Here is a 24,642-nt window from a genome sequence, read left to right as displayed (position 1 = left end):
TCTAGGAAAAGACAAATAATGGATCATATTAACAGGACACGCTTCTAGAAGCTGAAGCCTCTTGTTTGAGGTTTAAACGATTGAAAACTTCGATACTCGAAACCCTGCTTGCCGTTGCCTTAATACGTGGCGGTAGGCATTGTCAGTTGATTACGCTAACGCTCTCCAGACATTAGAGGACTTGTCAAGAAACTTTCCTCTTTGTCTCCCTTCCTTTCTGGGGATACTTTAATTTCCAGAATCTTTTGAGCTACAGTTTCCGCGACAGGCATTACCGATAACCGATTTCCTGACTTCACTACAATTAGCTCTTCAGAAGTAAACATCTCTTTTAGTGTCGTCAATGATATTGGGTGGGCAAAAGTTTCTAGGAATTCTAGGGCAACTGTTTGCCAACGCGGGGATTCAGGAGTAGATTTAGGGTCGTAATATTGACTATTTTGCTCAAATTGGCTCGGATCAGCAATACCTGTTTTTACTACCTGCGCTAACCCAACAATACTGGGAGGTTTAGTGTTGGAGTGATAGAAAAAAGCTAAATCTCCTTCCTGCATTTGACGTAAAAAGTTGCGAGCTTGATAATTGCGAACACCGTCCCAAATAGTCTCGCGCTGTTGTTGAAGATCCGCGATGCTATAGGTTTTGGGTTCTGACTTAAGTAGCCAATAATTCATGGCAAATAAAAAATGGGAAATGGATTACAGACTACAGTAGATTTTGTTTGTCAAGGAATACTAATATTAGCCTCTTCTAACTAAATACAGTGGGTTAGAGAACTGCGGTTGCTCGAACAAGTAATCCTCTACAAATATTCCACCAGACAACAGCCGTACTTCTCTTGAGGAAGTAGCTTTTGGGCTTTAGTTTCCCATCAATGACTATAGCGATAATCTTGTTTGCAATTCTATAGTTTTATGCCTTGTTTAAGTAATTTTATCTTTTATTGTCTAGTCAATATGATGAGACTTTTAATTTTAATTATAGCTAGCCATTTTGATAATACCAATCACTGCGTTGTTGTCAACTAATCTAGATAAAGTTTTGTAAAAACTGGTCTCCAATACCTGTTTTTTCCGATAATTTAGCCTTGGATCAAACTACTATTATTTTCTTTACCGGCAAAGAGATTGGATGTTTTTAAAGAATACAAATCCTATGCAGCGACCTATGTATAGCTTGGGTGTGCCACCAAATGCTTGGAGAGTGAACGATGCGACTGCAGATATTACCCGTCCACCACTAACTCCCCGTATTGTTACTGTAACTACAGATACTAAAACCCTAAACTTGGATGTGGCAAAAGCGGCGATTCTGGTAATTGATATGCAGAACGACTTTTGTCATCCAGAGGGTTGGCTTGCCCATATTGGAGTAGATGTAACACCGGCCCGTGATCCGATCAATCCTCTGACAACCTTGTTACCAGAATTACGAGCCGCCCAAGTGCCCATAATTTGGCTGAATTGGGGAAACCGCCCCGATTTACTCAATATTGGCGCTGGATTGCGGCATGTTTACAATCCAACAGGCGAAGGTGTCGGACTCGGTGATTTACTACCTTCTAGGGGAGTACCAGTGCTGATGGCCGGCAGTTGGGCGGCGGCTGTAGTGGAAGAATTAGAGCAACACCCAGAGGATATTCGTGTAGATAAGTATCGCATGAGCGGTTTTTGGGATACTCCCCTCGATAGCATTTTACGGAACCTGGGCAGAACCACTCTGTTCTTTACGGGAGTGAATGCTGATCAGTGTGTGATGGCAACATTACAGGATGCCAACTTTCTTGGCTATGATTGTATCTTGGTCAAAGATTGTACCGCGACAACTTCTCCAGAGTATTGTTTACAAGCAACCCTCTATAATGTCAATCAGTGCTTCGGTTTTGTGACAGATTCATCAGCAATTTTAGCCGCAATCAAATAGGGAAGTAATTTCAAGTTTAGCCTTAGTAATTCTCAGTTAAACCAGAACTAAGCACTGATAAATTTCCACTCCTACAAGAGGAATAACCGATGGATTCCCGTTGCATGATTCCGGTAGTTAAATCTCCCCAAGACTATCAGACATTTCGCATTAGTTCTAATGACAGCAATCGCTTAGCAATAGTCTTTGATCCAGCCGCTTCTGATATTTCTTTGACCTTTTGTGTGGAGATTTTTGATGTGGGTGGTAAGACTCCTCCCAATCGCCATCAAATTGCTGTAGAAATGTTCTTTATCCTCAAAGGAGAAGGCTTAGCTACCTGTGACGGCAAAACCATTGCTATTCGTCCTGGAGACAGTCTTTTAGTTCCTCCGACGGGCATTCACGAAATCGAAAATACTGGTTCTGGCCGCTTGTATGCACTGTGCTTGATGGTGCCTAACGAGGACTTTGCCGAACTAATTCGCAGTGGCACTCCCGTGGAATTAGACGAAGAGGATTTGAGAGTTCTGGGTCGCACAGATGCACTGGTATCTTGGTAAGAAATTAGGGCGTTGCACAATCAGGTAATCAAAAGGGGGATAAGGGGGAAAGAATCCCCAATCATCCTGTAACTATGCAACGCCAATAGTTAAGTCCCTCTAGTTACTAGGTACTGGTAGAATGATGACTTCGTTCTTTCCTGTCAGTGCCTTTGGCAAACGTTTTGATGAAGGTTAAAAAAGAAACTTCATCCATGGTTACCCGTGATGGGGTACGGTTGGATGCTGATATTTATCGTCCGGATGCTGAGGATGAGTTTCCCGTATTACTGATGCGGCAACCCTACGGCAGAGCGATCGCTTCTACTGTAGTTTATGCCCACCCGGCGTGGTATGCTGCCCAAGGCTATCTGGTAGTTATTCAAGATGTCCGGGGACGTGGCACCTCAGAAGGTAAGTTTGACCTGTTTGCTTACGAAGTTGAGGATGGCTTCGAGACTGTTAACTGGGCAGCCAGCTTGCCTGGTAGCACTGGAAACGTCGGTATGTATGGCTTTTCTTACCAAGGCATGACTCAGCTTTATGCTGCGGCTGCGCACCCGGTTGCTCTGAAAACCCTATGCCCTGCAATGATTGGCTATGACTTATATAGCGATTGGGCTTACGAAGGTGGCGCTTTTTGTCTGCAAGCCAACCTGGGTTGGGCAATGCAGCTAGCGACGGAAACAGCACGTTTACAGGGAGACGAACCAGCGTATCACAAGCTTTACGCAGCTTCGCGAAATTTGCCCCTCTACGATCAATATCCTGCTCGTCCTGATATTCTCAAGGCATTAGCCCCAGACTCTTTTTACCATCAGTGGCTCAATAATCCCTATCCTAGTGAATATTGGGAGCAACTTTCTCCTCGGCAGTTGATGCAAGATGTTGACCTACCAATGCTTCATATTGGTGGGTGGTTTGACACCTTCTTAAGGGGCAATATTCATCTATACAAGGATATGGCAGTCCGCAGTACTCAACTGCAACATCTGCTGATTGGTCCTTGGGCGCATATTCCTTGGGGGCGCAGAGTGGGAACTGTAGACTATGGTATTGGGGCTAATAGTCCCGTTGATCAGTTACAGGTGCGTTGGTTTGATCAATTTCTTAAAGGCATTGATACCGGTTTTCTCGATGAACCACCTATTTGCCTGTTTGAGATGGGTAGTAACCACTGGCGTTATTGCGACGCTTGGCCGAGTAGTCCTCAAAAATCTTATTATCTAGCGAGTTCTGGTTTAGCCAGTTTACGAGATGATGCAGGTTTTTTAGTAGAGGATGATAACATTGCTTTATGTCAAGATGTCTTTGTCCATGATCCTTGGCGTCCTGTTCCAGCTTCGGGTGGTCATGCAGCCGTACCCTTTGGCTCATGCGATCGCTCTGCAATTGATTGTCGCACGGATGTCTTAACTTACACCTCCCCAGCGTTACGAGAAGATTTGCTTTTGGCGGGGGAAGTAGTGGTAGAAGTCTGGTGTACAGCAGATACTCCTAGTTTTGATTTGTGTGCTGTACTCTCTGAGGTACATACTAACGGCAGGGTCTACAACTTCACTCAAGGTTATCTGCGAGTCAATTCTGCTCAAGAGACGGCACTGCTGAGGATTAGCTTACAGCCGACTTGCATGCGCCTTACTCAAGGTAATGCTTTACGTTTGAGTTTAAGTGCAGCTTGTTTTCCTGCCTATCCCGTTAATCCGGGAACTGGTGCAGCGGCTGGTGAAACTCGCCTGATAGATAGTCAAATTGTTACTTTAAAGGTGAGTTGCGGGGGAGATTACTTATCGCGAGTTGTCTTACCAGTAGTTCTACCAACTTCCGATTGAACTAGTTTTATTAGACAACTTTCCCAAGACACTTGCTAATAACTGAAAAACAAGACAAGAAACAGAGAAATACACTGAAGATATTGTTAAACAAACACGATGAAATCATCCTGCACATCACGCAACCTCAACCATGGGAGCAAGCAAAACTACAGGGAACTTACCGAGGTGATACCCTTGACTCCGAGGGCTTTATCCATTGTTCCACACCACTACAAATCAATCAAGTAGCAAACACCTTTTTCCTCGGCTACAAGGAATTAATTCTGCTGTGCATTGATGCTGAACGGGTGCAGGCTGAAATTCGCTATGAAGGTTTAGACGGACAAAATTACTTCCCCCATATTTATGGTCCTCTCAACATTGATGCCGTTTTTCAAGTTCTTGATTTCCAGTCTGGCGAAGACGGCAAGTTTAACTTTTTAGCAGCCAATTACGACTTCTGATAAACCTCTAGCAAAAATCAACAAATCCCATCAAATTCGTCTCTTGGCTATATGTAATGCAGTCAAAAAATCAAAACAGCATTTTGGCAGTTTCCTATAATTAAAGTTACCCAGTTAGTTATTTAAAGTAATTTAAACTAATAAAATGTTGTTACGAGTGCTTGGAGTGGCTTTGACTTTGGTGTTAATATTGTTACTTAACAGAAGTTGTACTCCAGTCTTTGCCTCACCTGCTCTGGAGTCCCGTCTTTCCCGATTAGAATTAAACACCACTCAACTTAGGGCAGAGGTAAATCGCCTGGAATCTCAGGTATCTAGACTGATGGCAACGGAGTCTCGATCTCAGACAGGCAATCTGCCAGTACCACCTGTACAGCTTCCCTCCCAAGCAAGTTCCTCAACTTTGGCAGATGATCCTACTTTTAAACGGCTAGCCACCTTGGTAATCGAACTCAAAGAGCGGATTGTTAACCTAGAAAACAGGCTCAATGAGTAAACGAAACTAAGCATCCTGTTGTCGCTGAATAGCCCAAAGTAAGACAATCGTGTAAATTCTCTTCCTGTAAGTTATTGCGACCTTGGCATCGAATCAATTATACTTGTAGCATCGAGCAAAGGCATTTTCTTCAGCTTCCTCTCGATTTTGCAGTTTTGCCTGTAGCTCTTGGGCAGTTTTCTCACTGATAGAACCATTAGATAGCTGTTGAAGTGCCTCAGTATACTGCTGGTGAGCCTTGACTACCTGATCTTCCGCAGCACTGCAAGAGTTGGTTTGCACCATCGGAACAAAACAACCGTAACAGAGAAATTGCAAGAGCATAATTAGGAGGCTTAATAAAGTTTTTTCTCTCGCCATGGCGATAGCAGTCAATTGCATAAGCCTATGTTTAACTTGAGTAATGTACTACTCTTTAAAATACGTAAAGCGATATTGATTTCAGGAATCTTCAATCAAAGCCTTGGTAGAGCGTTGTTTTCTCACTAGCTGTAAGATGGTGTCTCTGAGCAAACGAGGCTAAAGCTTGAGTTGGTAAAACCAAGCAATATTTTTCCTAAGAACACCGGGTATTATTAGCTTTTGAGGATCAAAAGTGTAGGTAAATGCTAAGTAACTGCTTAATCCCTTACGATTAAATGCATTTTAATCTCAATTAAGCCTCTGATAATAACATACCTATCAATTACCTGCCACCTCTGCGTTGATTTTGTCTAGCTGCGGTAGAGTTTTTAGTAAAAGCAACTCGTCTAAAGCACAAAAAAGACCTATGAAAGCAGTATTAATGACCGCAGCAGGCGAACCAGAAGTGCTGCAACTCCAGGAAGTACCAGAACCCAAAATTACACAAGATACTGAAATGCTGGTGCGTCTCCACGCTGCTGGTATTAACCCGATTGATACCAAACTGCGTAGCCGAGGCACCTTCTATCCTGAGGAAATGCCCGCTATCCTAGGCTGTGACGGTGCAGGTGTGGTGGAAGCTGTTGGTTCTGGGGTTAAGCGGTTCCGAGTCGGTGACGAAGTGTACTTTTGTGCGGGAGGACTAGGAAAGTCTGGTACAGGCAACTATGCTCAACTAACGGTTGTTGATCAGCGATGGGTGGCTCGCAAACCAACGTCCCTCTCCTTTGCCGAGGCTGCGTCCGCACCCTTAGTGCTAATTACCGCCTGGGAAGCACTCTATGACAGAGGACGTCTAGAACCCGGCCAAAAAGTACTAATTCACGCGGGTGCTGGTGGGGTTGGCCACGTTGCTATCCAACTAGCAAAACTCAAAGGGGCCGAAGTTTGTACTACTATCAGTTCCCAAGAAAAAGCGCGCTTAGTCCGTCAGCTAGGTGCTGATCATCCTATTATCTACAAACAAACTGACTTTGTGGAAGCTACCCTTGACTGGACTCAGGGAGAGGGAGTTGACCTGGCTTTTGATACTGTAGGAGGGAAAAGTTTCTACGATACTTGTGGTGCCGTGCGGGTTTATGGGAACATAGTGACCATTCTTGAACCTAACCCCAGCCAAGGTAATTTGAAAACTGCTAGGCAGCGAAACCTCAGCATCAGCTTAGAACTAATGCTCACTCCAGCCTTACTGGGACTAGCTGCTGCTCAAGAACACCAAGGTGAGATTCTTACGCAATGTGCCAGCTTAATTGACGAAGGCAAGCTGCAAGTTCACCTAAGCCATACTTTTCCTTTAGAAGAAGCTGCTGCTGCTCATCAAGCGCTGGAAACTGGCTCAATGACTGGCAAAATTGCCTTAATTATTGAAAATTGAAAAGCTCGCCGCGCGGGTCAATTGTCAATAGAAAATGGAAAATTGAGCTTTTACAGCAGGATTCGGCTAGTATCGTCAATTTTCTATTTTCTATTTTCTATAAGTTATTTAAACACTAAATGAAAATTAGAGCAATTACAATGGGGATATCGCTTCAGTCTCCCCAAGTCCAAGAAAAAATTAGGCAAGCTGCGGATTTTAATCATCAAATAAAGAGTTTTTTAGCACAGCAAGGATACGAAGTTCAAACAACTAGAATAGCCACTAATCCTTGGTGCGAATATTTACCGGGTTTATCTCCACCGGAAATTGTCAGCGAAGTTCAAAAAATCGAACAAATCTGCCAAAGTCTAGATGTCAGCTTCTTCAATATCGGTTACGCTGATTCTCCAGAACAGATTGCCATTATCCCCGAAATCAATAGCAATACTTCAATTATTTATTGTTCTAGCAAAATTGGAAGCCTAGCAACTGGTATAGACTTGCCAAATACTAGAGAATCTGCCCAGGTTATCAAGCGTATCTCTCAACAAACAGAAGGGGGAGCTGGTAATTTTCGATTTTGCGCTTGGGCAAATTGTCCAGCAGGAATCCCCTTTTTTCCAGCGTCGTATCATGAGGGCAATGCATCTTTTGCACTCGGTTTGGAATGTTCTGACTTAGTAATGCAAGCCTTTTCCCAATCTAGTAACCTCACAGAAGCCGAAAATAATCTCAAATCAATTTTTGTCGAGGAAGTTAGTAAACTCGATGAATTGTGCCAAAGAGTTGCCGAAAAATTCGCGATTGAATACAGAGGTATTGACTCATCACTAGCACCTTCTCTTGATAAAACAGAGAGTATTGCCTTTGCTTACGAATCCCTAGGATTAGGCAAGTTTGGTCAACCAGGAACATTAGCAATTTCGGCGATTATTACTCGCGTTTTACAGAGTTTACCAGTCAAATTGTGCGGTTACTCTGGTCTGATGCTTCCTGTGTGTGAAGATGTCGGACTTGCCCAGAGAGCTAATGAGCAAACTTACAATCTTACTGATTTATTATTGTACTCAGCAGTGTGTGGTTGTGGTCTGGATACGGTGCCCATTCCGGGTAAGATCACGGTGGAAAAAATTGAAGCAATCTTACTCGATATGGCAAGTTTAGCTCTTAAGTTAGATAAACCCCTCTCGGCGAGATTATTTCCGATTCCTGGTAAACAAGCAGGAGAAATAACAGAATTTAATTCACCTTATCTTGTAGATTGTCGAATTTTCAATGTTGAGTAATTTGGGGTTTCTTGAAACTGCAACCTAATACTAATCAGAAATTAAACTAGGAGAAGTCAAAACAAAAACATCTCTTGTTCCTGATGACTCTGCTATTGGTTTAATGGGAGTGGTGAAATGGAAGAACTCGTGATCATTGACTAAGAGTAGTTCACCTGGATGCAGGATTTTACTAAACACAGGTTTTTCTCGCTTAGCTATATAGAGATGTGTCTCTCCTCCCTGAATATTGTCTCTATCAACGGAAAAGATACCGATAAAATCAGTGCCATCTCTATGGATACCTTCGGGTGCTGGGTTGCCATAGTTTTGGGGTGAACAAGTGGTTCTGATTTGATGAACTCCTATTTCCGTTTCAGGGTGAAGTTTACAAGAATCACTAAAGGCTAAAACCAGATGTTGGAAAGTTTCGTGTTCTATCAGAGCATCTTCTAGTTCTGCGAATTCTCTCTTAACATCACCGACTAAAGGATTATAGTTTTTGCTTTGATAAAGGTAACCATGAGGCAGCTTGATTAACTCGTCACCTGAGATTGTAAAGCGAGATAATCTTCGGGAGCGATAGTTACCTTTGATATAAGGGTCAGTCGGAAGATTGGTGAAGAATTGCTTGATGCCTTCTAGTTTGATTGAGTTTACTTTTTTGAAAGTAAACATGAAGGCATATTCTAATTCCGTGGATTTGAATAGTTTTTGCATGGTTTGATACCATTTTGTCTCGATCCCCTTCTAGTTACTACTTAAGAAGGTTTACATATTTATTATAGATGAAAAAAACTAAGGCAGTGGTTAAACTTGCAGCCTAGACAAACCCTTGAGCTTGAGCGCTGCGAGACATAGATATTTAAGAGAATTCATGAATCTTAAGCAATCGCTAGATAGAATCAGCCATTTTATGTCACTGTTTGTCACCCAGGTAAGAGCTGAGACAGCAATGGGAAAAACAGACATCAACAAAGTGGCTGAGACTGTATTAATTCCTATCCTTGCTGAAGTTTACGGCTATAAAGAACTCAAGAATCTGAACTACACGGAAGATAGTAACTATCCCGGTATTGATTTGGGAGACGAGACGGCGAGGGTAGCGTTTCAAATTACATCAACACCGGATAGCAAAAAAGTTAAACATACTTTGCGTAAGTTTGTCGAAAATAAATTCTACGAAAAGTATGACAGATTGATTATTTATTTTTTGACAGAAAAACAAAAGTCTTATTTGGGCAAGGGTTATAAAGAAATAATTCAAGGTAAGTTTACCTTCGATAAAGACAAAGATATTTGGGATTATCGGAATATCCTCAATGAGGTTGCCAATTTTCAAATTGAGAAAGTACGTAAAGTTGAAAGCATTTTAGAATCAAACTTTGGTGACGGAAGAAGGCAGCCTGAATGGGAAGTAATTGATAAGGTCGAACAAATCATTAGTGAAAAAAGTCAGTTGTTTGTAGGACGTGAAACAGAGAGCCAGAAATTAGACAGATTTTTGCATGAAAACTCCAGTGGTTTAATGCTCGTGAAGGCTCGCGCAGGGTTCGGAAAAACAGCACTATTGGCTAACTGGCTGAAAGAACGGCGGGAAAAAAGTTATTTTATCGCTTATCATTTTTTCAGCGATCGCACTCAAGCTATCAAGAGTGCTTATCGTAATCTGCTATGGCAACTGTATAATTACTACGAACTAAGTTATGAACAGTTGCCAAGCGATGAAGAGGAGCTGAGGATAAGGTTTTATAACCTTTTGCGAGAACAGGATATAAGAGAAAACAAAGCCTTAATTATTGTCATAGATGGTTTAGATGAAGCAGAAAAGCCCTTCTCGCCTCCTTTTCCTGTCTCACTGCCTAAAAATGTTTTTGTAATTGTCTCAGCTAGAGCAGAGAAAGGAGAGGAGCCAAAATATCTAGAAGATTGGACAGAATACTCTCAACCGCCTTTACACTTGGAAAAATTATCTGGTGGTGCGATCACAAACTGGCTACAACAAACTAGTGAATTAGCAGCATTTGCAGAAGATACCAGTTTTGTTGCTCAACTTGATGAAATTACCGAGGGGTTTCCCCTTTATCTAAGCTACCTAATTGATGAGTTGAATCATGCAGCAAAACAGGAACAGGATTTACAAGCAATCTTGGCACGTACGCCTAAAGGGTTTGAGCAGTATGTAGAACAGCAGCTAAGGAACATAGACGAATTAGAATTACCGGATGAGCGGTGGCAGTTTTTTGCACTGTTAGCGGTAGCGAAAGGGATACTTACAAGGGAAGATATTAAAGCGCTGACTGGAATGCGAGACAGGCAGTTACGGCAACTGCATCTATGTTGGCAGGTAACGCGATGGATGAGAATTTCTGAAGGAAAGCTCTATGCTTTTGCCAACCCTTTGCTAGCTAAGACGTTTGGCGACAAGCTAGGGGACGATGCCGAAGATGCCTTGCAGCATTTAATCGACTACTGTGCCGAATGGCAGGACAACAATAGTGCTTATGCGTTGCGGTATTATGCAGAACATTTGCGGGATGCGAAGCGGTGGGAGAAGTTATATGTGATCGCACGGGATGAAGATTTTGCTTCTACCCAACAACAACAGTTACCCGATGAACCTGATTTACCTCTGAAGACAGTGCAAACTGCCTTGCTAGGTGCTGCGGAAGAAGACAAGGCAGAGATAATGGCAGAGTTTCTGCTGGTACACGCACACAGACTAGGGCAGACCAATACTCAAGAGTCACCACTGGAGGCATTGCGATCGGGTAGTTTAGAGCGAGCTTTGAAACTAGCTGATCAGTATGAACTTGAGCGCTGTGTACTGTGCTATCTGCTGTTGGCATGGGAGTTGAAAGATACAAGTAGGCGGGAGGAAGCGCGGGAGACGTTGGAGAGGTTGAAGGAGAAAGAATTACCTCGTTTCCCGAACGATCCATATAATTGGCAAAGTGATTATGCTGCATACTTTCTCGCGTATGTTTTTAATATAAATAAGGAAAGCTGTACCGTTCTAGTTCAGCATATTTTGGATAATTATCACCGTCGCCTTCTCTGTAAAATTTTGAGCGAGCATGGAAACTTTGACGCACTCAAAAAAATAGTAAGTTCACAAGAAGAAATAAAGTGGATTAATTATGCGAACAAATGCAAGATTGCTAAAGAAAATGAAAATCAAATAAGACAACCCGATGAGCTGTGGACAAGAGCATTTGGACATGCCGAGACAGAAAATTTTCATGCTTTACTGGAGACTACTGCTGAAGGAATAGACGGCTTAACACAAATAGAAGTTCTAGGCTTTATAGCAAAGGGACTAGCAAGCAAAGAGAAAACTCAAAAAGCCAGGTCTATCTTTGCTACTGCTCTCCAGATTAAACAAGGGGTTGAACCGGCATTTTCCCAGGCATTTGCGCTAGCAGATGTAGCAGTGGAACAGGTAAAAGTTGAGAAGGAGGTAGGAGCTAATACTGCCAGCCTTGCTAACCGGATTGCTCAAAGGATTAATGACCCTACTGAACAAGCGATTGCCTTAGCACGAATAGCAGAGGTAATGGCAAAGGCAGACAAGCACGAAGAGGCGAAAATTATTTTTGATCGTGCTAGCGAGATTCCCCAAACAATTCAAATTCAACAAAAACGTGTAAATAGCTTCATCGCTATAGCTAAGGCACAGGTGAGGGCAAAGAAGTATACCGACGCACGTAAAAGTGTGAAGCTCATCGAATATCCAGAGAACAAAGCTGAGGTTCTGGGAGCCATCGCGAAGGCAGAGGCAGAAGACGGACAGTGGGAAGAATCACAGATAACGCTCACTACTGCTTTTGAAATTGCAGAAAGACGTTATATGGAATGGGAGCGAGTAAAGATTCTATGCACAATAGCAGAGGCACAAGCAGTTAAGGACAAAGAGGCTGCACAACTCACCTTAGAACGAGCAAGGCGAGAGGGAACTAAGTACTTATGGAAAATAGCAGAAGCACAGGCAAAGATAGGAGAAATTCCCAATGCCATTCAGCTACTAAACGAGATTGAAGATCAATGGGAGCAGATTATAGTGCTTTTTTGTATTGCCTGGACTCAGTTCAAGCAAGGAGAAAAAGTGTCAACGCTTGATACTGCTGTTGATGCTAAAGACAAGATTGAGGGTGAAGAGAAGCGAGAGAAAGCACTCAAAGTAATTGCTAGGATACAAGCATGGGCAGGTAAGGGAGAGGAAGCAGTAAGGACAGCAGAAAGGTTTCTCACTGAGCGCAACAGGTATCTCCCAAAAGTTGCTGAAGTCTTTACTGAGACAGGAGATAAGCAAAACTTCAAACGCCTGTTAATTCCCTGTGCCTATTACCTAGATGCTGCCTATGAAATGTGCGGACACCTAGCAAAACTCTATCCCACTCAAGCAACAGATATCGCCAAGGTTCTCAAAAAGTTTACCGTCAGTTCAACCTAAAAACCAATGAATCCATCAACCCAACAAACTTATGCCGAGTTGCGTTCTATCATGTCATTCTGAGCGAAGCGTGAAGCGCAGCTATAGCGAGGAACGAGCGTCAGAATCTGGACAGATGCTTCGCTACTGTTCCTTTGCTTCGCTCAGGACTCCGCTCAGCATGACAAATTCTACCTTAGACTGCAACTTGGTATTATGCCCAAACAAGACCCAGCCAAACTAAAAAAAGTATCTGTAAACCTTCCCTTCGGCATCGGCGGCGCAGAATGGGAAGCCGATATTACAGAACGAAAAGCAGCTTGGTCACTCTACATTGAACTCGTCACCCGCATCACGACACAATCCCTAGAAGCAGACCAAGGACTCCTGCGAGAAGCCCTCACCTCTCTCCATAATATGTTTACCATCACCCGCCAAATCCTTAGAGAAGCCGGCCCCGATGTAGGCATCTCAATCGCATCAGTTGGCGGTATTGCTATTGCAGTTCTCAACAAAGGTTTACGCCCCTTTCTGGCAAAATGGCACCCCTTACTACAAACCTGGGAAGCCCAGAAACCACCCACAACCAGCCCCAAAGAACATGAAAAGAACTGGTCTTTAGAACCCCAGATGCGACAGGAATTGCTCTTACTTAGCAAAGACTTAGAGCAATATGCTCATGCCTTAGCAGAAATCGTCGGAGTTGACGAATAAAAGAATATTTCGTAATCTCAAATACCCAATTTGACAAGCACTATAATCGCACTCATTCAAATAATCCAAAGGATACCATTCATTCTTACTAATTGATTCAAAATAACTGCCATCCTGCTGTGGAACTTCCGGCTCTATACCAGTTACATCAGCATAATACATATAACATATTTCATTAGTTTGAGTACCCACAATATACTTACCTAAAGGCAAAACCTCAACAGAAAAACCCGCTTCTTCATATACCTCTCTAACCGCTGCTTCCTCTGGCGATTCCCCCTGATCTATCGCCCCAGTAATTGGACAAGAATAGAGCCGATGTTCCTCGTTAATATCAGGAATATCAATACAAAGAGGCTGCTGTCGAATGAGAACCTCATACTCTTGTTGAGCCTCACTTTTTCTCACCAGAAATATCGCCACGGAATCTTTACCTTTTCTTTCCAGGTAATGAAAACCCCTAGCCGTTGCTTTAACGGTAATCCAATTAGTACTAAAAATAATTTGTTCTTTGTTCATCGGCTAACTTGAAAATTGTGCTGGTATTCGGGTACAAGCAATTATAAAGTTGAAAAAATATCTTTCTTCTCCCAATCAACCTCAAAATGCTGCATTTGGTTCCCCGACTCCCCAACTTTGATACCGCTGGCGAAGTATTTTGCAATTTTTTGAGACTACTGATGGGATTACTGATAATTCTATTACTCGTTCTACTTGCCACACCAGCATTAGCAGCAACCCCAGAAAGAACACCCTTAACCTTAGAATTACTGCAAGAAAGAATTGACTCCCCCGTTCAAAGTGAAGGTTTCTCCACCATTGACCTCCGCCAGTTGATTATTGACTTAACTAAGGAAAACGCCGAATTTCGCGACCAGTTCTACCAGCAATTGCAGAGCCAGCTTAATCGCTCTAAGATGCCTCTAGGCTTAGATTTGAGTGACTCTTTGATTCAAGGGGAATTTACCATCAATAGACTGGGTTTGCAAGCAAGCCTCTCTCAAGGTTCCTTACCTGCCTTGTTGACACCAGTAGAACAAGAACAACTTAAACGTGACACTCGCTTTTTGCCGGAACCAGTGGCGCAAATGCCTGCAATTACAGTCTTCCGAGGGCCGCTAACCATAGAGCGATCGCGTCTGACGGGTGATCTTAACTTTGCCAATACCTTCTTTCTCCAACGAGTACAAGCCTCAGAAGCCACTTTCATCCAGCAAGGAAACTGGTCTAATATTAGTTTCGGTAGGTCAGTAGACTTTAGCCGCGCCCTATTTGGTCAGGATATTGACTTCAGCGAGAGTACTTTCTTTGGCGAAGCTGGGTTTAACCAAGCACAGTTTCGAGGAGTAGCTAACTTTAGCGGTAGCACTTTCCACACAGACGCTAATTTTAGTAATGTTAACTTTGAGGCACTAGCAAACTTAACACGCACTCAGTGGCTCAAAGATGCCGATTTTACTCAGGTCAACTGGCGCGATCGCTCACTCTTTAGCAACAGTCGCTTTTCTCAATCTTTATTACTCGCTGATGCCACCTTTAAAGAATCTACCACTTTCCGGGGCAGTCAGTTTCAAAAACCAGTACTGCTACGCGATGTCAGCCTACTTAATCAGGTTGATTTTAGCAATACCAGATTTGCCCCCAGTGCCTATCTCAAAGTTGCCGGATTGACTTTTGACTCTGACCAAGCAAAGATTTTCGGTGATGCGGGTGAGATTGGTCGTCTCTTATCTGTCCCCATTCTCCAAGGTAATGAAGATGTTCTCCGCAATTTAATCCTCAACTTTCGTCAACAAGAACAAATTTCTGATGCTAATCGAGTTGAGTACAAGATGGAGATCTTGCGACTGCAACAACTGCGTCGCCGCCTCATCGGTAGCTCCTTTTCAAACATGTTACAAGTAAGCTGGGCAATAGATGCCTTGCACTGGTTGAAGCTAAGCCTGCTACTGCTCTTAAGCGCTGATGGCACCAGTTTTGGGCTAGTCTTGGGTGTCGGCATGGTTGCGATCGCTTATTTTGGTCTGTTGTTCTGGCTGCTTGATCGTTGGCGGCGGCAATATCTGAAACCCATTCTCGCAACTACTTTAGAAACTGTTTGTATGTCAGGGAGCTTTGCTACAGTATCCTTAGCTGGGGTGTTCACTATCTTCCACACAGGTGAACAACCCTGGGTAACGCTTCTCTGTTTGATAGGAATTTTGCTGCCAGTACCACTGTTTCTAGTCTGGCGACTCTACCAGGAAAGTCACTCTTGCGACTGGATGAATAATACTTACTTTGTGGAAGATGGTGCTGCGCGCCAGTTACGTTTGTTGATTGGACGTTTACCAATTAGGCCTCGTTTTGGCTTCTTTCGCGATCGCTACATGCCTATCTTATGGGAGCGTCGCTGGAATTGGCTCAACTACTACGATTTCAGCCTCAATAACTTTCTCAAATTCGGCTTTAATGACATTCGCCTACGAGATGAACATCTCCCAGGTGCGATCGCTACTTTAGTTTGGTATCAGTGGAGCCTAGGTATTCTCTACGTAGCTCTCCTATTGTGGACTCTTTCACGCACAATTCCCGGACTAAATTTACTAATTTATCTCAAGTAAATAGGTTGCCATTATTAATATTCTCGTTGAGGCAGGAAGCAGAAGGCGGGAGACAGAAGACAGGAAGAGGGAAAAGCAAGGGAGAATTTCTATTAGTTAGGGAACTCCAAGAAAAAATTATCCAATGTCATTCTGAGCATAACGAAGAATCTCCGAGATACTTCACTTCGCTACCGCTCCATTAAGCATGACAACGGGGTATTTTATTTTTGGGAAGTCCCTTAACGCTCCAAAACTTGTGGATTTGAATCTTGCTTATCTTGCTCTTCTTGCTTATTTTGCTCCTCTATTAATTTTTGCTGCATGGCTACAGCCTCCCTGTGAGCTCGTTCTCCTGCAATACCAGCACGACGGGAGTCTAGCTCTGCCAAGGCTGGCAAGCGACCATACAGAATTAATATATCGTGGGGACGAATGTGAGTTGAGCCTCTTGGCGCACCCACGTAGGTTTTATCAGCTCGCTGGATACCAAGAACTAGGGCACCTTCTGAGCGTAAACCAGCTTCACTGAGTAGTTTGTTGGCTAGCCAATCTTCAGGTTCTACCTTCAGTTCCATTACACCGTATTTACCATGCAAACGCAATAAACCAGCGTAATCGCGCAAGTCTATATCCGTCCAACGCTTCAAGGCCCAATTGACTAGACGAGATATCAGGCGATCAATCCAGCGATTTTTCGCCAATACTAAAAGTAACGCTATTCCCGCCAATAACAGCAAGAAACGAGACAACCAGTCAGCCGGTCCTGCGGCGCTAATGAAAGTAAGAACTAAAGAAGAGACTACCGTGACAATCCCGGCATTACCCAACATCATCAACAACATCAAAATACGACGTCGCACCGGATGGGACACCACTTGTTCTGACTCGCTGGTAGTAAAGCCTGCACCCGTAAACGCTGAACGAGCTTGAAATTTAGCAGATTCACGTGATAAGCCTGTAAGAGTCAATGCCTCTGTAGCAATCCGGGTAATGACTAGCGATAAAGTAATGACCGTCAGCAATGAAACTAGCGCTGCCAAGTTGAGCTTCTCCTTTGGTTTGCACTGAAAAACCACCATCTTACCTTGAGAAAATGATGGTTGGTATTTACAATGCTAACGACATTACACCAGGAGCGGATACTAATCTAAATTAAGTAGAAAATATATAGTTAATATTTAATTAAAATGAACAAAGTAGAGCATTGAAGTTCGCTTTAGGCTTTTTACCAGCAAAACATTGTTATATAAAAATTAATCATAAAGGTTCGTCAATGGTTATTTAAGCCATCATCAGAACCAAGAGAATAGCAAAAACCTAAATTATTGTTTTTTTTTAGAATCCTAGAAATTATATTCTTCTTCTTTTTTTATATCTATGAAAACCAATTTATGGTAATCGACTTAGTTTAGTAAACTCTTAGATCTGCAAAGCTCAACCTACAAACAGAGAAAGTATAGATTTTACTAAAGTTAAAGAAGATAGCAAAACTAATTCCACCCTGGGAGTGATGACGCTAGCTTAACTTTTTTTTGCAAAAAAGAATTTAGTTAAATTTGTCATTTTATGTCTCAAGGAAGAATTAAAGATTATCAAGCTTACGTCATTATGGTTGGAAAGTGGTGGGGAGTGGTTTAACTACTCTCTCTTATCTGGTCTTTATCCAAAATTCTGATAATTGTCTGCGGTAAACACGCTTAAAAGAAAGTCGATCATAGCAAATAGCAAACTAAAGCAGACATCAAACCCAGAAACACGAAAAATAAAGTTAAAACTACTTGGGATAAGCTTTGACCAAGCTTCTTGTCCCATTTTTTGAACAGCTAAGGAGAGTTAAACAAGATTAATCAGAGAATATCGATTCTCATTTAAACCAAAAATAATTATTCAGTGGCAACTACTAGCCAGGTACAAAATGGAGTATTTAAATATAGCTAAAAATGGTTTCACACCGTCATTTTTAAGACTTTTACTTCATCAGGATAGTAGCTATTAGCCATCGAAAAGTAAAAGGAAGTTCAAAATGCCAAATAACCATGAAAAACTTGAACAATGGTGGCGAGAACCTTTCCTCAATCGTAGAGCATGGACTTGGGAAGATGCCAACAATTCTCTGCGTAATGGAGAGTGGTGGCAGCACGCCGTAATCTATCAAATTTCTCCTCAAAGCTTTAAGGATAGTGATAGCAACGGTGCCGGAGACCTCGACGGCATTATTGAGAAGCTGGGTTACATTACCTCTCTGGGGGTGGATGCCATTTGGCTATGCCCAATTTACGAATCCCCGATGGAGGACTTCGGCTATGATATCACCGACATGCGCGAGATCGATCCACTCTTTGGCTCCCTGAAAGATTTTCAACGGTTGCTGGATGTTGCCCACAGCATGGGCTTGAAAGTGATCATTGACCAAGTTTGGAGTCATACCTCAGACCAGCACCCCTGGTTTCTGGAGAGCCGCCAGAACCGTGATAATGCCAAGGCTGAGTGGTACGTTTGGGCCGATCCTAAGCCCGATGGTTCGCCCCCCAACAATTGGCTTTCAGCATTTATGGGCCGCAGTGCTTGGCAGTGGGCATCGGAGCGGGAACAGTTTTACATGTACAATTTCCTCTCAAGCCAACCTGACCTTAACTGGCATAATCCGGAGGTAGTTAATGCTATTCTCGAACGCGCCAAATTTTGGCTAGAACTCGGCATTGATGGTTTCCGTATCGATGCACCCAACTTTTTCATGCACGATAAACAATTGCGGGACAACCCACCCCGTCCAGAAGACGCTCCCCGACCAGAAGGGGTATCTCCCGATAATCCGATGGTACGGCAAATGTTTAAGTACAACTTCTGCCGTCCCGAAACATTAGAAGCACTCAGACCAATTCGCGAACTAGTAGACCAATATCCAGGTGTCGTTACTTTGGGTGAAGTCACACTGTGTGATGACTCCATTGCCCTGGCCAGTGAGTACGTAGCTGGCAATCAACGACTACACATGGCTTACCACAGTGGTTTATTAATCGACGAACCGATCAGTGCAACTCTGATGCGCCGCATGATGGAACGAGTTAAGACTAACTTTGTACAAGGCGGCGATTGTTGGATTGTCGGGAATCACGATTACGGTCGTCTCAGATCGCGCTGGACAGGGAAAGATGCCCACGGTAATCCTTATCCTGAAAAGTTCTACCATCTGCTCGCGGCACTTTTACCGTGCTTACCTGGCGCATTGTGTTTATATCAGGGAGACGAACTCGGTCTAACCGAAGCTATTGTCCCAGATGACATCCCGGTTGAGGAGATTAAAGACCCGTTCGGCAAAGCACTTTACCCAGCTATCCCCGGACGAGATGGCTCCCGTACACCGATGCCTTGGTGTGCCGATGAACCCAACGCCGGGTTTACTACAGCCAAAAAACCTTGGTTGCCAATTCCTGAATCTCACTATCCTCGGTCTGTAAATCTCCAAAACCAAGACCCTAAATCACTGTTGAATACTTGGCGTCGTTTGCTACACTGGCGCAAAAAGCAACCTGCCTTAGAAGCAGGAAATTTTGAGATTCTCGATACCGAAGAGCCAATTTTCGCTTTTATTCGGGAATATGCAGAGCAGCGCTTACTCTGTATTTTCAATCTCAGTGATCAGCCCGCTCGCTATGACTTATCTGCCTATGCCAAGTGTGAAGAAAGCAAAGGCTTAGGTTTTGAAGTCAAGAGGAAGGACAATACCCTGGAACTCCCTGGCTATAATGCTTTCTTTGGCAATTTGGCTCCCAAAACAGTAGAAAATAGCCAAGTCAACGGAGCGATCGCAACCAGCAATCAGCGTATCGAAAGTGAATATGTCTCCCGGTAATTGCCGACACCCCCTAGCACTTGCAGACTCAGCCGCTTGATACCAAACCAAGATGAGCGGTTCATACTCCTAAAAAACAGACGATAATTTCCCTTGCTTATGTCAGACCAATCAACTCTCAATCTCCAATCTCCAATCTCTAATTCTCAGTCCCCTGATTGGTGGCGTAGCGCCGTCATTTATCAGGTTTATCCCCGCAGCTTTATGGATAGTAATGGAGATGGCATCGGCGACCTCAAGGGAATTATAGAAAAGCTTGATTACATTTCATCCCTTGGTGTTGATGCTGTTTGGGTTTCACCCTTTTTTAAGTCCCCGATGAAGGACTTTGGCTATGATATTTCTGATTACCGTGCCATTGAACCAATGTTTGGCACCATGGAAGATTTTCAGCAGCTACTGAGGAAAGCGCACGCTCACGGCCTAAAAATTCTCATCGATCAGGTTTGGAACCATACCTCAAATCAGCATCCCTGGTTCTTAGAAAGCCGCCAAAGCCAGGATAATCCGAAAGCTGACTGGTATGTTTGGGCAGATGCCAAACCTGATGGCACGCCACCGAATAACTGGCTATCTACCTTTGGCGGCATTGCTTGGACTTGGGACGACCAACGGCAACAATATTACCTACATAACTTCCTTGCCGAACAGCCAGATTTGAACTGGTATAACCCAGAAGTAGTCGAAGCAATTTTGGATACTGCCCGCTTTTGGCTAGATTTGGGCGTGGATGGTTTCCGCCTCGATGTGGTTAACTTCTTTATGCATGACCAGCAACTGCGGGATAATCCACCGCGACCTAAAAATCGCCAGCGACCCGCTGGTGCTGATAGTAACGATCCTTTTTTCTCCCAACTGAATAAATACAATTTCTGCCAACCAGAAAATCTCCAAATACTCGAACCGATTCGTGAGTTAATCGATAGTTATCCAGGGACAACCACCCTAGCAGAAATTAGCTCAGCTGAAGATGCCATCCTCACTTCTAGCGAGTATGTCAAAGGGGATAAACGGCTGCATATGGCTTATAACTCCTCGTTAATGACCGATGAACCCTTGACTCATGCTCGGCTGCGAACCCTAATTGACCAGGTAGAAACTCTGTTTGAGGACGGAGTAATTTGCTGGACTGGTGGCACTCACGACTTTCCTCGGGTTAAGTCCAGGTGGAGAAAGTTTATGATAGATGATCAGTTCAGCCACGAAGCCTTCGACCATATGTTCGCGGCACTTGTCCTATCTCTACGAGGAAGTTACTGTATTTATCAAGGGGATGAATTGGGTCTAACCCAGGCCCATATTCCCTACGAAAAAATGCAAGATCCTTTTGGATTAGCGGGTTATCCGGCAATTCTTGGCAGAGACGGTTCGCGTACACCGATGCCTTGGCTCAAAGAAGGCCATAACGCTGGGTTTACTACTGCGGAGGAGCCTTGGCTACCAATTCCTGAAGAACATCGTTCCCATGCCGTGGATCAGCAGGAACATAGCCCGAATTCGCTACTCAATAAATATCGTTGCCTGATCCAGTGGCGTAAAAAACAGCCTGCTCTACTTCAGGGAGATTTGACTCTGCTGGATACACCAGAACCGCTGCTAGGCATAGAGCGCCAATGCGACCAACAGCAACTATTATGCCTCTTTAACTTAAGTCCGATGCCCATCCACCATAACTTGGAGCAATACTCAGAATACCTAGAAGCCGACGAGTCAGATTTCTTGGTTAGAAGGTATGAAAACACCATAGAAATTCCTGGCTATGGTGTTTTCTTTGGCACCAAACCGCCTTCAAGCAACGCTAGTTCTTGAGTTCAATAATCGCCATCCAATCAAGCTTGATTGCAGCTGGTTAGAGATTTAAACTTTCGCTTCCAGAGACTTAAGGTATTCGGTGTTAACGCCTGATTCTCTAGTAAGGGCCAGCTTACCAGTACGGGCCATTTCCCGGATGCCAAACTTGCTTAGTACCTGAATAATTGCCACCATTTTACCTGGATCTCCCACAATTTCTAGAGTGAGGGAATCCTCTGCAATATCTACTACGCGCGCGCGAAATACTTGTGCTAATTCAATAACTTCTGAGCGCGTCGAACTAGTAGCATTGACCTTAATCAACATTAACTCCCTTTCTACGCAGGGGGTGGTGGTGATGTCCTGCACTTTGAGTACATTAATCAGCTTGTAGAGTTGTTTGGTCAACTGTTCAATAGAACGGTCATCTCCGGGTACTAACATCGTAATCCGAGAGATACCAAACTGCTCAGCAGGACCCACGGCAAGACTTTCAATATTGAAGCCTCGACGGGCAAATAGACCGGCAATACGACTTAGGACACCGGCTTCATCTTCAACTAGAACCGAGAGGGTATGTTTCATCAGTTAGAACCAGAGCGGTACGCAAATTGATTAAGTTAAGCGATCGCTAATAATGTGTAGTCATTTTGACGTAAACCGCTAATTGTATCGCATTTTATAGAATTACTAAACAGCTTAATCTGTTGAAAATGTCGTATCCTGGGATTGTTTGCCGACAAATCTAGCAACTTAAACAGTCTTTAGACCTGCGCACGGTAATGGAAAGAATTAGAGAGAGAAAAATATTCTTTTCGACAGATGCTCTCAATTCCACTGCTCACTGATAATTATCTAGTCAATAAGCGTTTTACTAAAAAAGTCATGGGTTGGTTACAAAGACTGTTTGGAAAGGAAGCATCTGAAAAAGCTCAAGCTAGCAAAAAGACCACCACGTCTCCAACAAAGGCTGCTCCCGCAGCCACTAGCACTGAGCAAATCGCCCCAGAAAGAGTAGGTTTAGAGGGAGAATACGACCAAAGCGGTTTGGCTAAGCGAGTCGCCCTGGCTTTTGACCAAGACAACGAACTCAACGACGAAGGAAGACTCTGGGTAGCTCAAACTGGTAGTACTGTTGTTCTCAAGGGAGAAGTGGCTAGTCAGCAGATTCTTGACAAAATGGTCACTGTTGCCAAAAGTGTTAAAGGCTGTACTGGCGTTGAAACTGACCAGGTTGCCGTTGGCTAAATTTTTCTGATTACTTGCTAATTTAAGAGCAAAAATCCTTTGTCTGGAGTCGAAGCTAGGCAAGGGTTTTCAGCAATTGGAAGAGGCTGGCGAAGTACTATAGTCTTCTTTGGGAAGAAACTTAAGCGTCAGCCAGTTTAACAGAATCTGGTTTACCTGCTCAGGACATTCATCATGAAGGCAATGACCTGCATTCTCTATCTCAAAAAATTCTAGATGGGAATTAAGCTCAACAAACTGACGCGCCAACCCTGGGGGGATCATGCGGTCTTGATTTCCCCACAGAAGAAGCATCGGAATATCCAGAGTTGGCAATACTTTTTTGACGGGAGGGCCAAACTCCGCCGAGAGCATACCTCTCAAAAGCGCGCTAAAAGTAGTAGCTGCACCCTTGTCTTGAGCAGGTTCTGTAAGAATCTCAACTAACTCCGTAGTTATTGCTGTTGGGTTAGCATAAGCAATTCCCGCCCACTTGCGAACCACCCCTGGTCGTCTCAACAAATAAAAGAGACTGGAAAGAAGCATCGGCGATGCTACTAAGTTTTCAATAGTCGAGACCACAGGTCGCAGCCAAGGGGGAATTGCCTCTTCTCGCTGACCAAAATCTGGCAAACTGATCATGACAATTCCTTTCACCATTTCTGGATGACTAGCTGCGGCTACTAGACAAACCAGTGAACCAATCGAGTTACCTACCAAGACCACTGGTTGCTGGATGAAAGTTCGCCAAAAGTCGTAAACTTGCTCTACCCAGAGGTCGATCTTATACTCAGCCGACGCCTTTCGGGAAGCCCCAAAACCCAGCATATCCAGAGCATAAACCGTGTGATCTTGAGCGATTACTTCCAGGTTATGACGCCAGTGCCCAATTGAGGCTCCAAAACCATGCAGCAGCATCACTGGGGTCGTCTTCCGAGACTCTGTAGAAAATGCACGAAAATAAGTATAACGAGTTTGCCAACCTCGCCACATCCAGTCTCGTTGACTTCCGACTCGTTGCTGCCAATGCACAGATGTTGTCACAAAAAGCCTCAGGTTTAAAAACTTTTACAAATCATCCCCATTGTAATGGCTTCCTTAAACTTACTTTCCTGAAACGACACACTCGCAGGTGCAGAAATCCCACCTTGCTCGATCATTTTGGAAGTTACGTTAACAACCTGAGCAGAAACTCATTCAGAGTCAGTAGAATGGCAAGTAAATTAGGCCTACTCCTGAATCAACTCAAAAAAAACAGACAAATATGCCTGTGATTGATAAAAAGCGCCAACGCGATATACCTCAGATTAACGAGAAAATCCGTTTTCCCAAAATTCGAGCCATCGGTACTGATGGAGAACAGTTAGGCGTAATCTCGCCTCAAGAGGCTCTGCGCATCGCCGAGGAAAAAGGTTTGGATTTAGTCTTGGTTAGTGACAAGGCAGATCCGCCAGTGTGTCGGATCATGGATTACGGCAAATACAAATTTGAACAGGAAAAAAAAGCCCGCGAAGCCAGGAAAAAGCAACACACCGCCGATGTCAAAGAAGTGAAGATGCGCTACAAAATTGAGCCTCATGACTACCAGGTGCGCGTTAACCATGCTTCACGTTTTCTCAAATCCGGGGATAAGGTCAAAGCCACGATTACCTTTCGCGGTCGAGAAATTCAACATAGTAACCTAGCTGAAGAGTTACTCAAGCGAATGGCAATCGATTTGCAGGACTTAGCAGAAGTGCAACAAGCACCGAAACGAGAAGGTCGCAACATGATGATGCTGCTCTCTCCTAAAAAATAA

Annotated in this window: 21 protein-coding genes; 14 read left to right on the top strand and 7 right to left on the bottom strand. The window is 43.7% G+C overall.

What is annotated here, in order from left to right; genetic code table 11:
* Positions 1–155: 155 nt before the first annotated feature.
* A complete protein-coding gene (locus ACT7WV_RS01335; protein WP_445101164.1) occupies positions 156–674 on the bottom strand; it encodes an EVE domain-containing protein in 519 nt (172 codons plus the stop codon).
* A 481-nt stretch (positions 675–1,155) separates the two neighbouring features.
* Between ACT7WV_RS01335 and ACT7WV_RS01330 the strand changes: the two genes are divergently transcribed.
* The 5 genes from ACT7WV_RS01330 to ACT7WV_RS01310 all read left to right on the top strand — a co-directional run bounded on the left by ACT7WV_RS01330 (position 1,156) and on the right by ACT7WV_RS01310 (position 5,218).
* Positions 1,156–1,923 carry a cysteine hydrolase family protein gene (locus ACT7WV_RS01330; RefSeq protein ID WP_445101163.1) on the top strand — a complete coding sequence of 256 codons (768 nt, stop codon included), beginning with the start codon at positions 1,156–1,158 and terminating at the stop codon, positions 1,921–1,923.
* Between the two features lie 89 nt (positions 1,924–2,012).
* The gene (locus tag ACT7WV_RS01325; protein WP_445101162.1) at positions 2,013–2,465 is read left to right on the top strand and encodes a cupin domain-containing protein; all 453 of its coding nucleotides are present in this window, start codon (positions 2,013–2,015) and stop codon (positions 2,463–2,465) included.
* 167 nt (positions 2,466–2,632) lie between these two features.
* Positions 2,633–4,276 carry a CocE/NonD family hydrolase gene (locus tag ACT7WV_RS01320; RefSeq protein ID WP_445101161.1) on the top strand — a complete coding sequence of 548 codons (1,644 nt, stop codon included), beginning with the start codon at positions 2,633–2,635 and terminating at the stop codon, positions 4,274–4,276.
* An 83-nt stretch (positions 4,277–4,359) separates the two neighbouring features.
* Positions 4,360–4,722, top strand: coding sequence for a DUF952 domain-containing protein (locus tag ACT7WV_RS01315; protein WP_445101160.1), 363 nt, complete (start codon positions 4,360–4,362; stop codon positions 4,720–4,722).
* Positions 4,723–4,867: 145 nt separating this feature from the next.
* A complete protein-coding gene (locus tag ACT7WV_RS01310) occupies positions 4,868–5,218 on the top strand; it encodes a hypothetical protein (protein WP_445101159.1) in 351 nt (116 codons plus the stop codon).
* A gap of 93 nt (positions 5,219–5,311) precedes the next feature.
* On the opposite strand, the gene ACT7WV_RS01305 is transcribed toward ACT7WV_RS01310, so the two are convergent.
* Positions 5,312–5,578 carry a hypothetical protein gene (locus tag ACT7WV_RS01305; RefSeq protein ID WP_445101158.1) on the bottom strand — a complete coding sequence of 89 codons (267 nt, stop codon included), beginning with the start codon at positions 5,576–5,578 and terminating at the stop codon, positions 5,312–5,314.
* A 409-nt stretch (positions 5,579–5,987) separates the two neighbouring features.
* Between ACT7WV_RS01305 and ACT7WV_RS01300 the strand changes: the two genes are divergently transcribed.
* Positions 5,988–6,995, top strand: coding sequence for a zinc-dependent alcohol dehydrogenase family protein (locus tag ACT7WV_RS01300; RefSeq protein WP_445101157.1), 1,008 nt, complete (start codon positions 5,988–5,990; stop codon positions 6,993–6,995).
* 119 nt (positions 6,996–7,114) lie between these two features.
* Positions 7,115–8,263 carry a DUF711 family protein gene (locus ACT7WV_RS01295; protein WP_445101156.1) on the top strand — a complete coding sequence of 383 codons (1,149 nt, stop codon included), beginning with the start codon at positions 7,115–7,117 and terminating at the stop codon, positions 8,261–8,263.
* A gap of 30 nt (positions 8,264–8,293) precedes the next feature.
* On the opposite strand, the gene ACT7WV_RS01290 is transcribed toward ACT7WV_RS01295, so the two are convergent.
* Positions 8,294–8,962 carry a 2OG-Fe dioxygenase family protein gene (locus ACT7WV_RS01290; protein WP_445101155.1) on the bottom strand — a complete coding sequence of 223 codons (669 nt, stop codon included), beginning with the start codon at positions 8,960–8,962 and terminating at the stop codon, positions 8,294–8,296.
* Positions 8,963–9,119: 157 nt separating this feature from the next.
* On the opposite strand from ACT7WV_RS01290, the gene ACT7WV_RS01285 reads away from it, so the two are divergent.
* Positions 9,120–12,695, top strand: coding sequence for an SMEK domain-containing protein (locus ACT7WV_RS01285; protein WP_445101154.1), 3,576 nt, complete (start codon positions 9,120–9,122; stop codon positions 12,693–12,695).
* A gap of 195 nt (positions 12,696–12,890) precedes the next feature.
* Positions 12,891–13,388, top strand: a complete 498-nt coding sequence (locus ACT7WV_RS01280) for a hypothetical protein (RefSeq protein WP_445101153.1) — start codon at positions 12,891–12,893, stop codon at positions 13,386–13,388.
* Here ACT7WV_RS01280 and ACT7WV_RS01275 read toward each other — a convergent pair.
* Positions 13,359–13,907: an NUDIX hydrolase gene (locus ACT7WV_RS01275; protein ID WP_445101152.1), complete on the bottom strand. Its 549-nt coding sequence runs from the start codon at positions 13,905–13,907 to the stop codon at positions 13,359–13,361. The two genes, ACT7WV_RS01280 and ACT7WV_RS01275, sit on opposite strands and share 30 nt — an antisense overlap.
* A 161-nt stretch (positions 13,908–14,068) precedes the next feature.
* Between ACT7WV_RS01275 and ACT7WV_RS01270 the strand changes: the two genes are divergently transcribed.
* Positions 14,069–15,991, top strand: a complete 1,923-nt coding sequence (locus tag ACT7WV_RS01270) for a pentapeptide repeat-containing protein (protein WP_445101151.1) — start codon at positions 14,069–14,071, stop codon at positions 15,989–15,991.
* Positions 15,992–16,212: 221 nt separating this feature from the next.
* Here ACT7WV_RS01270 and ACT7WV_RS01265 read toward each other — a convergent pair whose 3' ends face one another.
* Positions 16,213–17,013 carry a TrkA C-terminal domain-containing protein gene (locus tag ACT7WV_RS01265; RefSeq protein WP_445101150.1) on the bottom strand — a complete coding sequence of 267 codons (801 nt, stop codon included), beginning with the start codon at positions 17,011–17,013 and terminating at the stop codon, positions 16,213–16,215.
* A gap of 983 nt (positions 17,014–17,996) precedes the next feature.
* Here ACT7WV_RS01265 and ACT7WV_RS01260 point away from each other — a divergent pair.
* Together ACT7WV_RS01260 and ACT7WV_RS01255 are read left to right on the top strand one after the other, a co-directional pair.
* Positions 17,997–19,826, top strand: a complete 1,830-nt coding sequence (locus ACT7WV_RS01260) for an alpha-glucosidase family protein (RefSeq protein WP_445101149.1) — start codon at positions 17,997–17,999, stop codon at positions 19,824–19,826.
* Between the two features lie 99 nt (positions 19,827–19,925).
* Positions 19,926–21,635 carry an alpha-amylase family glycosyl hydrolase gene (locus ACT7WV_RS01255; protein WP_445101148.1) on the top strand — a complete coding sequence of 570 codons (1,710 nt, stop codon included), beginning with the start codon at positions 19,926–19,928 and terminating at the stop codon, positions 21,633–21,635.
* Positions 21,636–21,683: 48 nt separating this feature from the next.
* Here the strand turns inward: ACT7WV_RS01255 and ilvN are convergent, their stop codons facing one another.
* Positions 21,684–22,202, bottom strand: coding sequence for an acetolactate synthase small subunit (ilvN, locus tag ACT7WV_RS01250; RefSeq protein WP_445101147.1), 519 nt, complete (start codon positions 22,200–22,202; stop codon positions 21,684–21,686).
* A gap of 300 nt (positions 22,203–22,502) precedes the next feature.
* On the opposite strand from ilvN, the gene ACT7WV_RS01245 reads away from it, so the two are divergent.
* Positions 22,503–22,865 carry a phospholipid-binding protein gene (locus ACT7WV_RS01245; RefSeq protein WP_445105549.1) on the top strand — a complete coding sequence of 121 codons (363 nt, stop codon included), beginning with the start codon at positions 22,503–22,505 and terminating at the stop codon, positions 22,863–22,865.
* Positions 22,866–22,934: 69 nt separating this feature from the next.
* On the opposite strand, the gene ACT7WV_RS01240 is transcribed toward ACT7WV_RS01245, so the two are convergent.
* Positions 22,935–23,888 carry an alpha/beta fold hydrolase gene (locus ACT7WV_RS01240; protein WP_445101146.1) on the bottom strand — a complete coding sequence of 318 codons (954 nt, stop codon included), beginning with the start codon at positions 23,886–23,888 and terminating at the stop codon, positions 22,935–22,937.
* A gap of 220 nt (positions 23,889–24,108) precedes the next feature.
* On the opposite strand from ACT7WV_RS01240, the gene infC reads away from it, so the two are divergent.
* Positions 24,109–24,642 (top strand): translation initiation factor IF-3, encoded by a 534-nt coding sequence (gene infC, locus ACT7WV_RS01235; protein WP_445101145.1) that lies wholly within the window; start codon positions 24,109–24,111, stop codon positions 24,640–24,642.

It is taken from the genome of Symploca atlantica LB2515 (genome assembly GCF_052546295.1).
The sequence above is the reverse complement of the archived record's forward strand: the minus strand, read 5'-3'. Positions and strand labels throughout refer to the sequence as shown.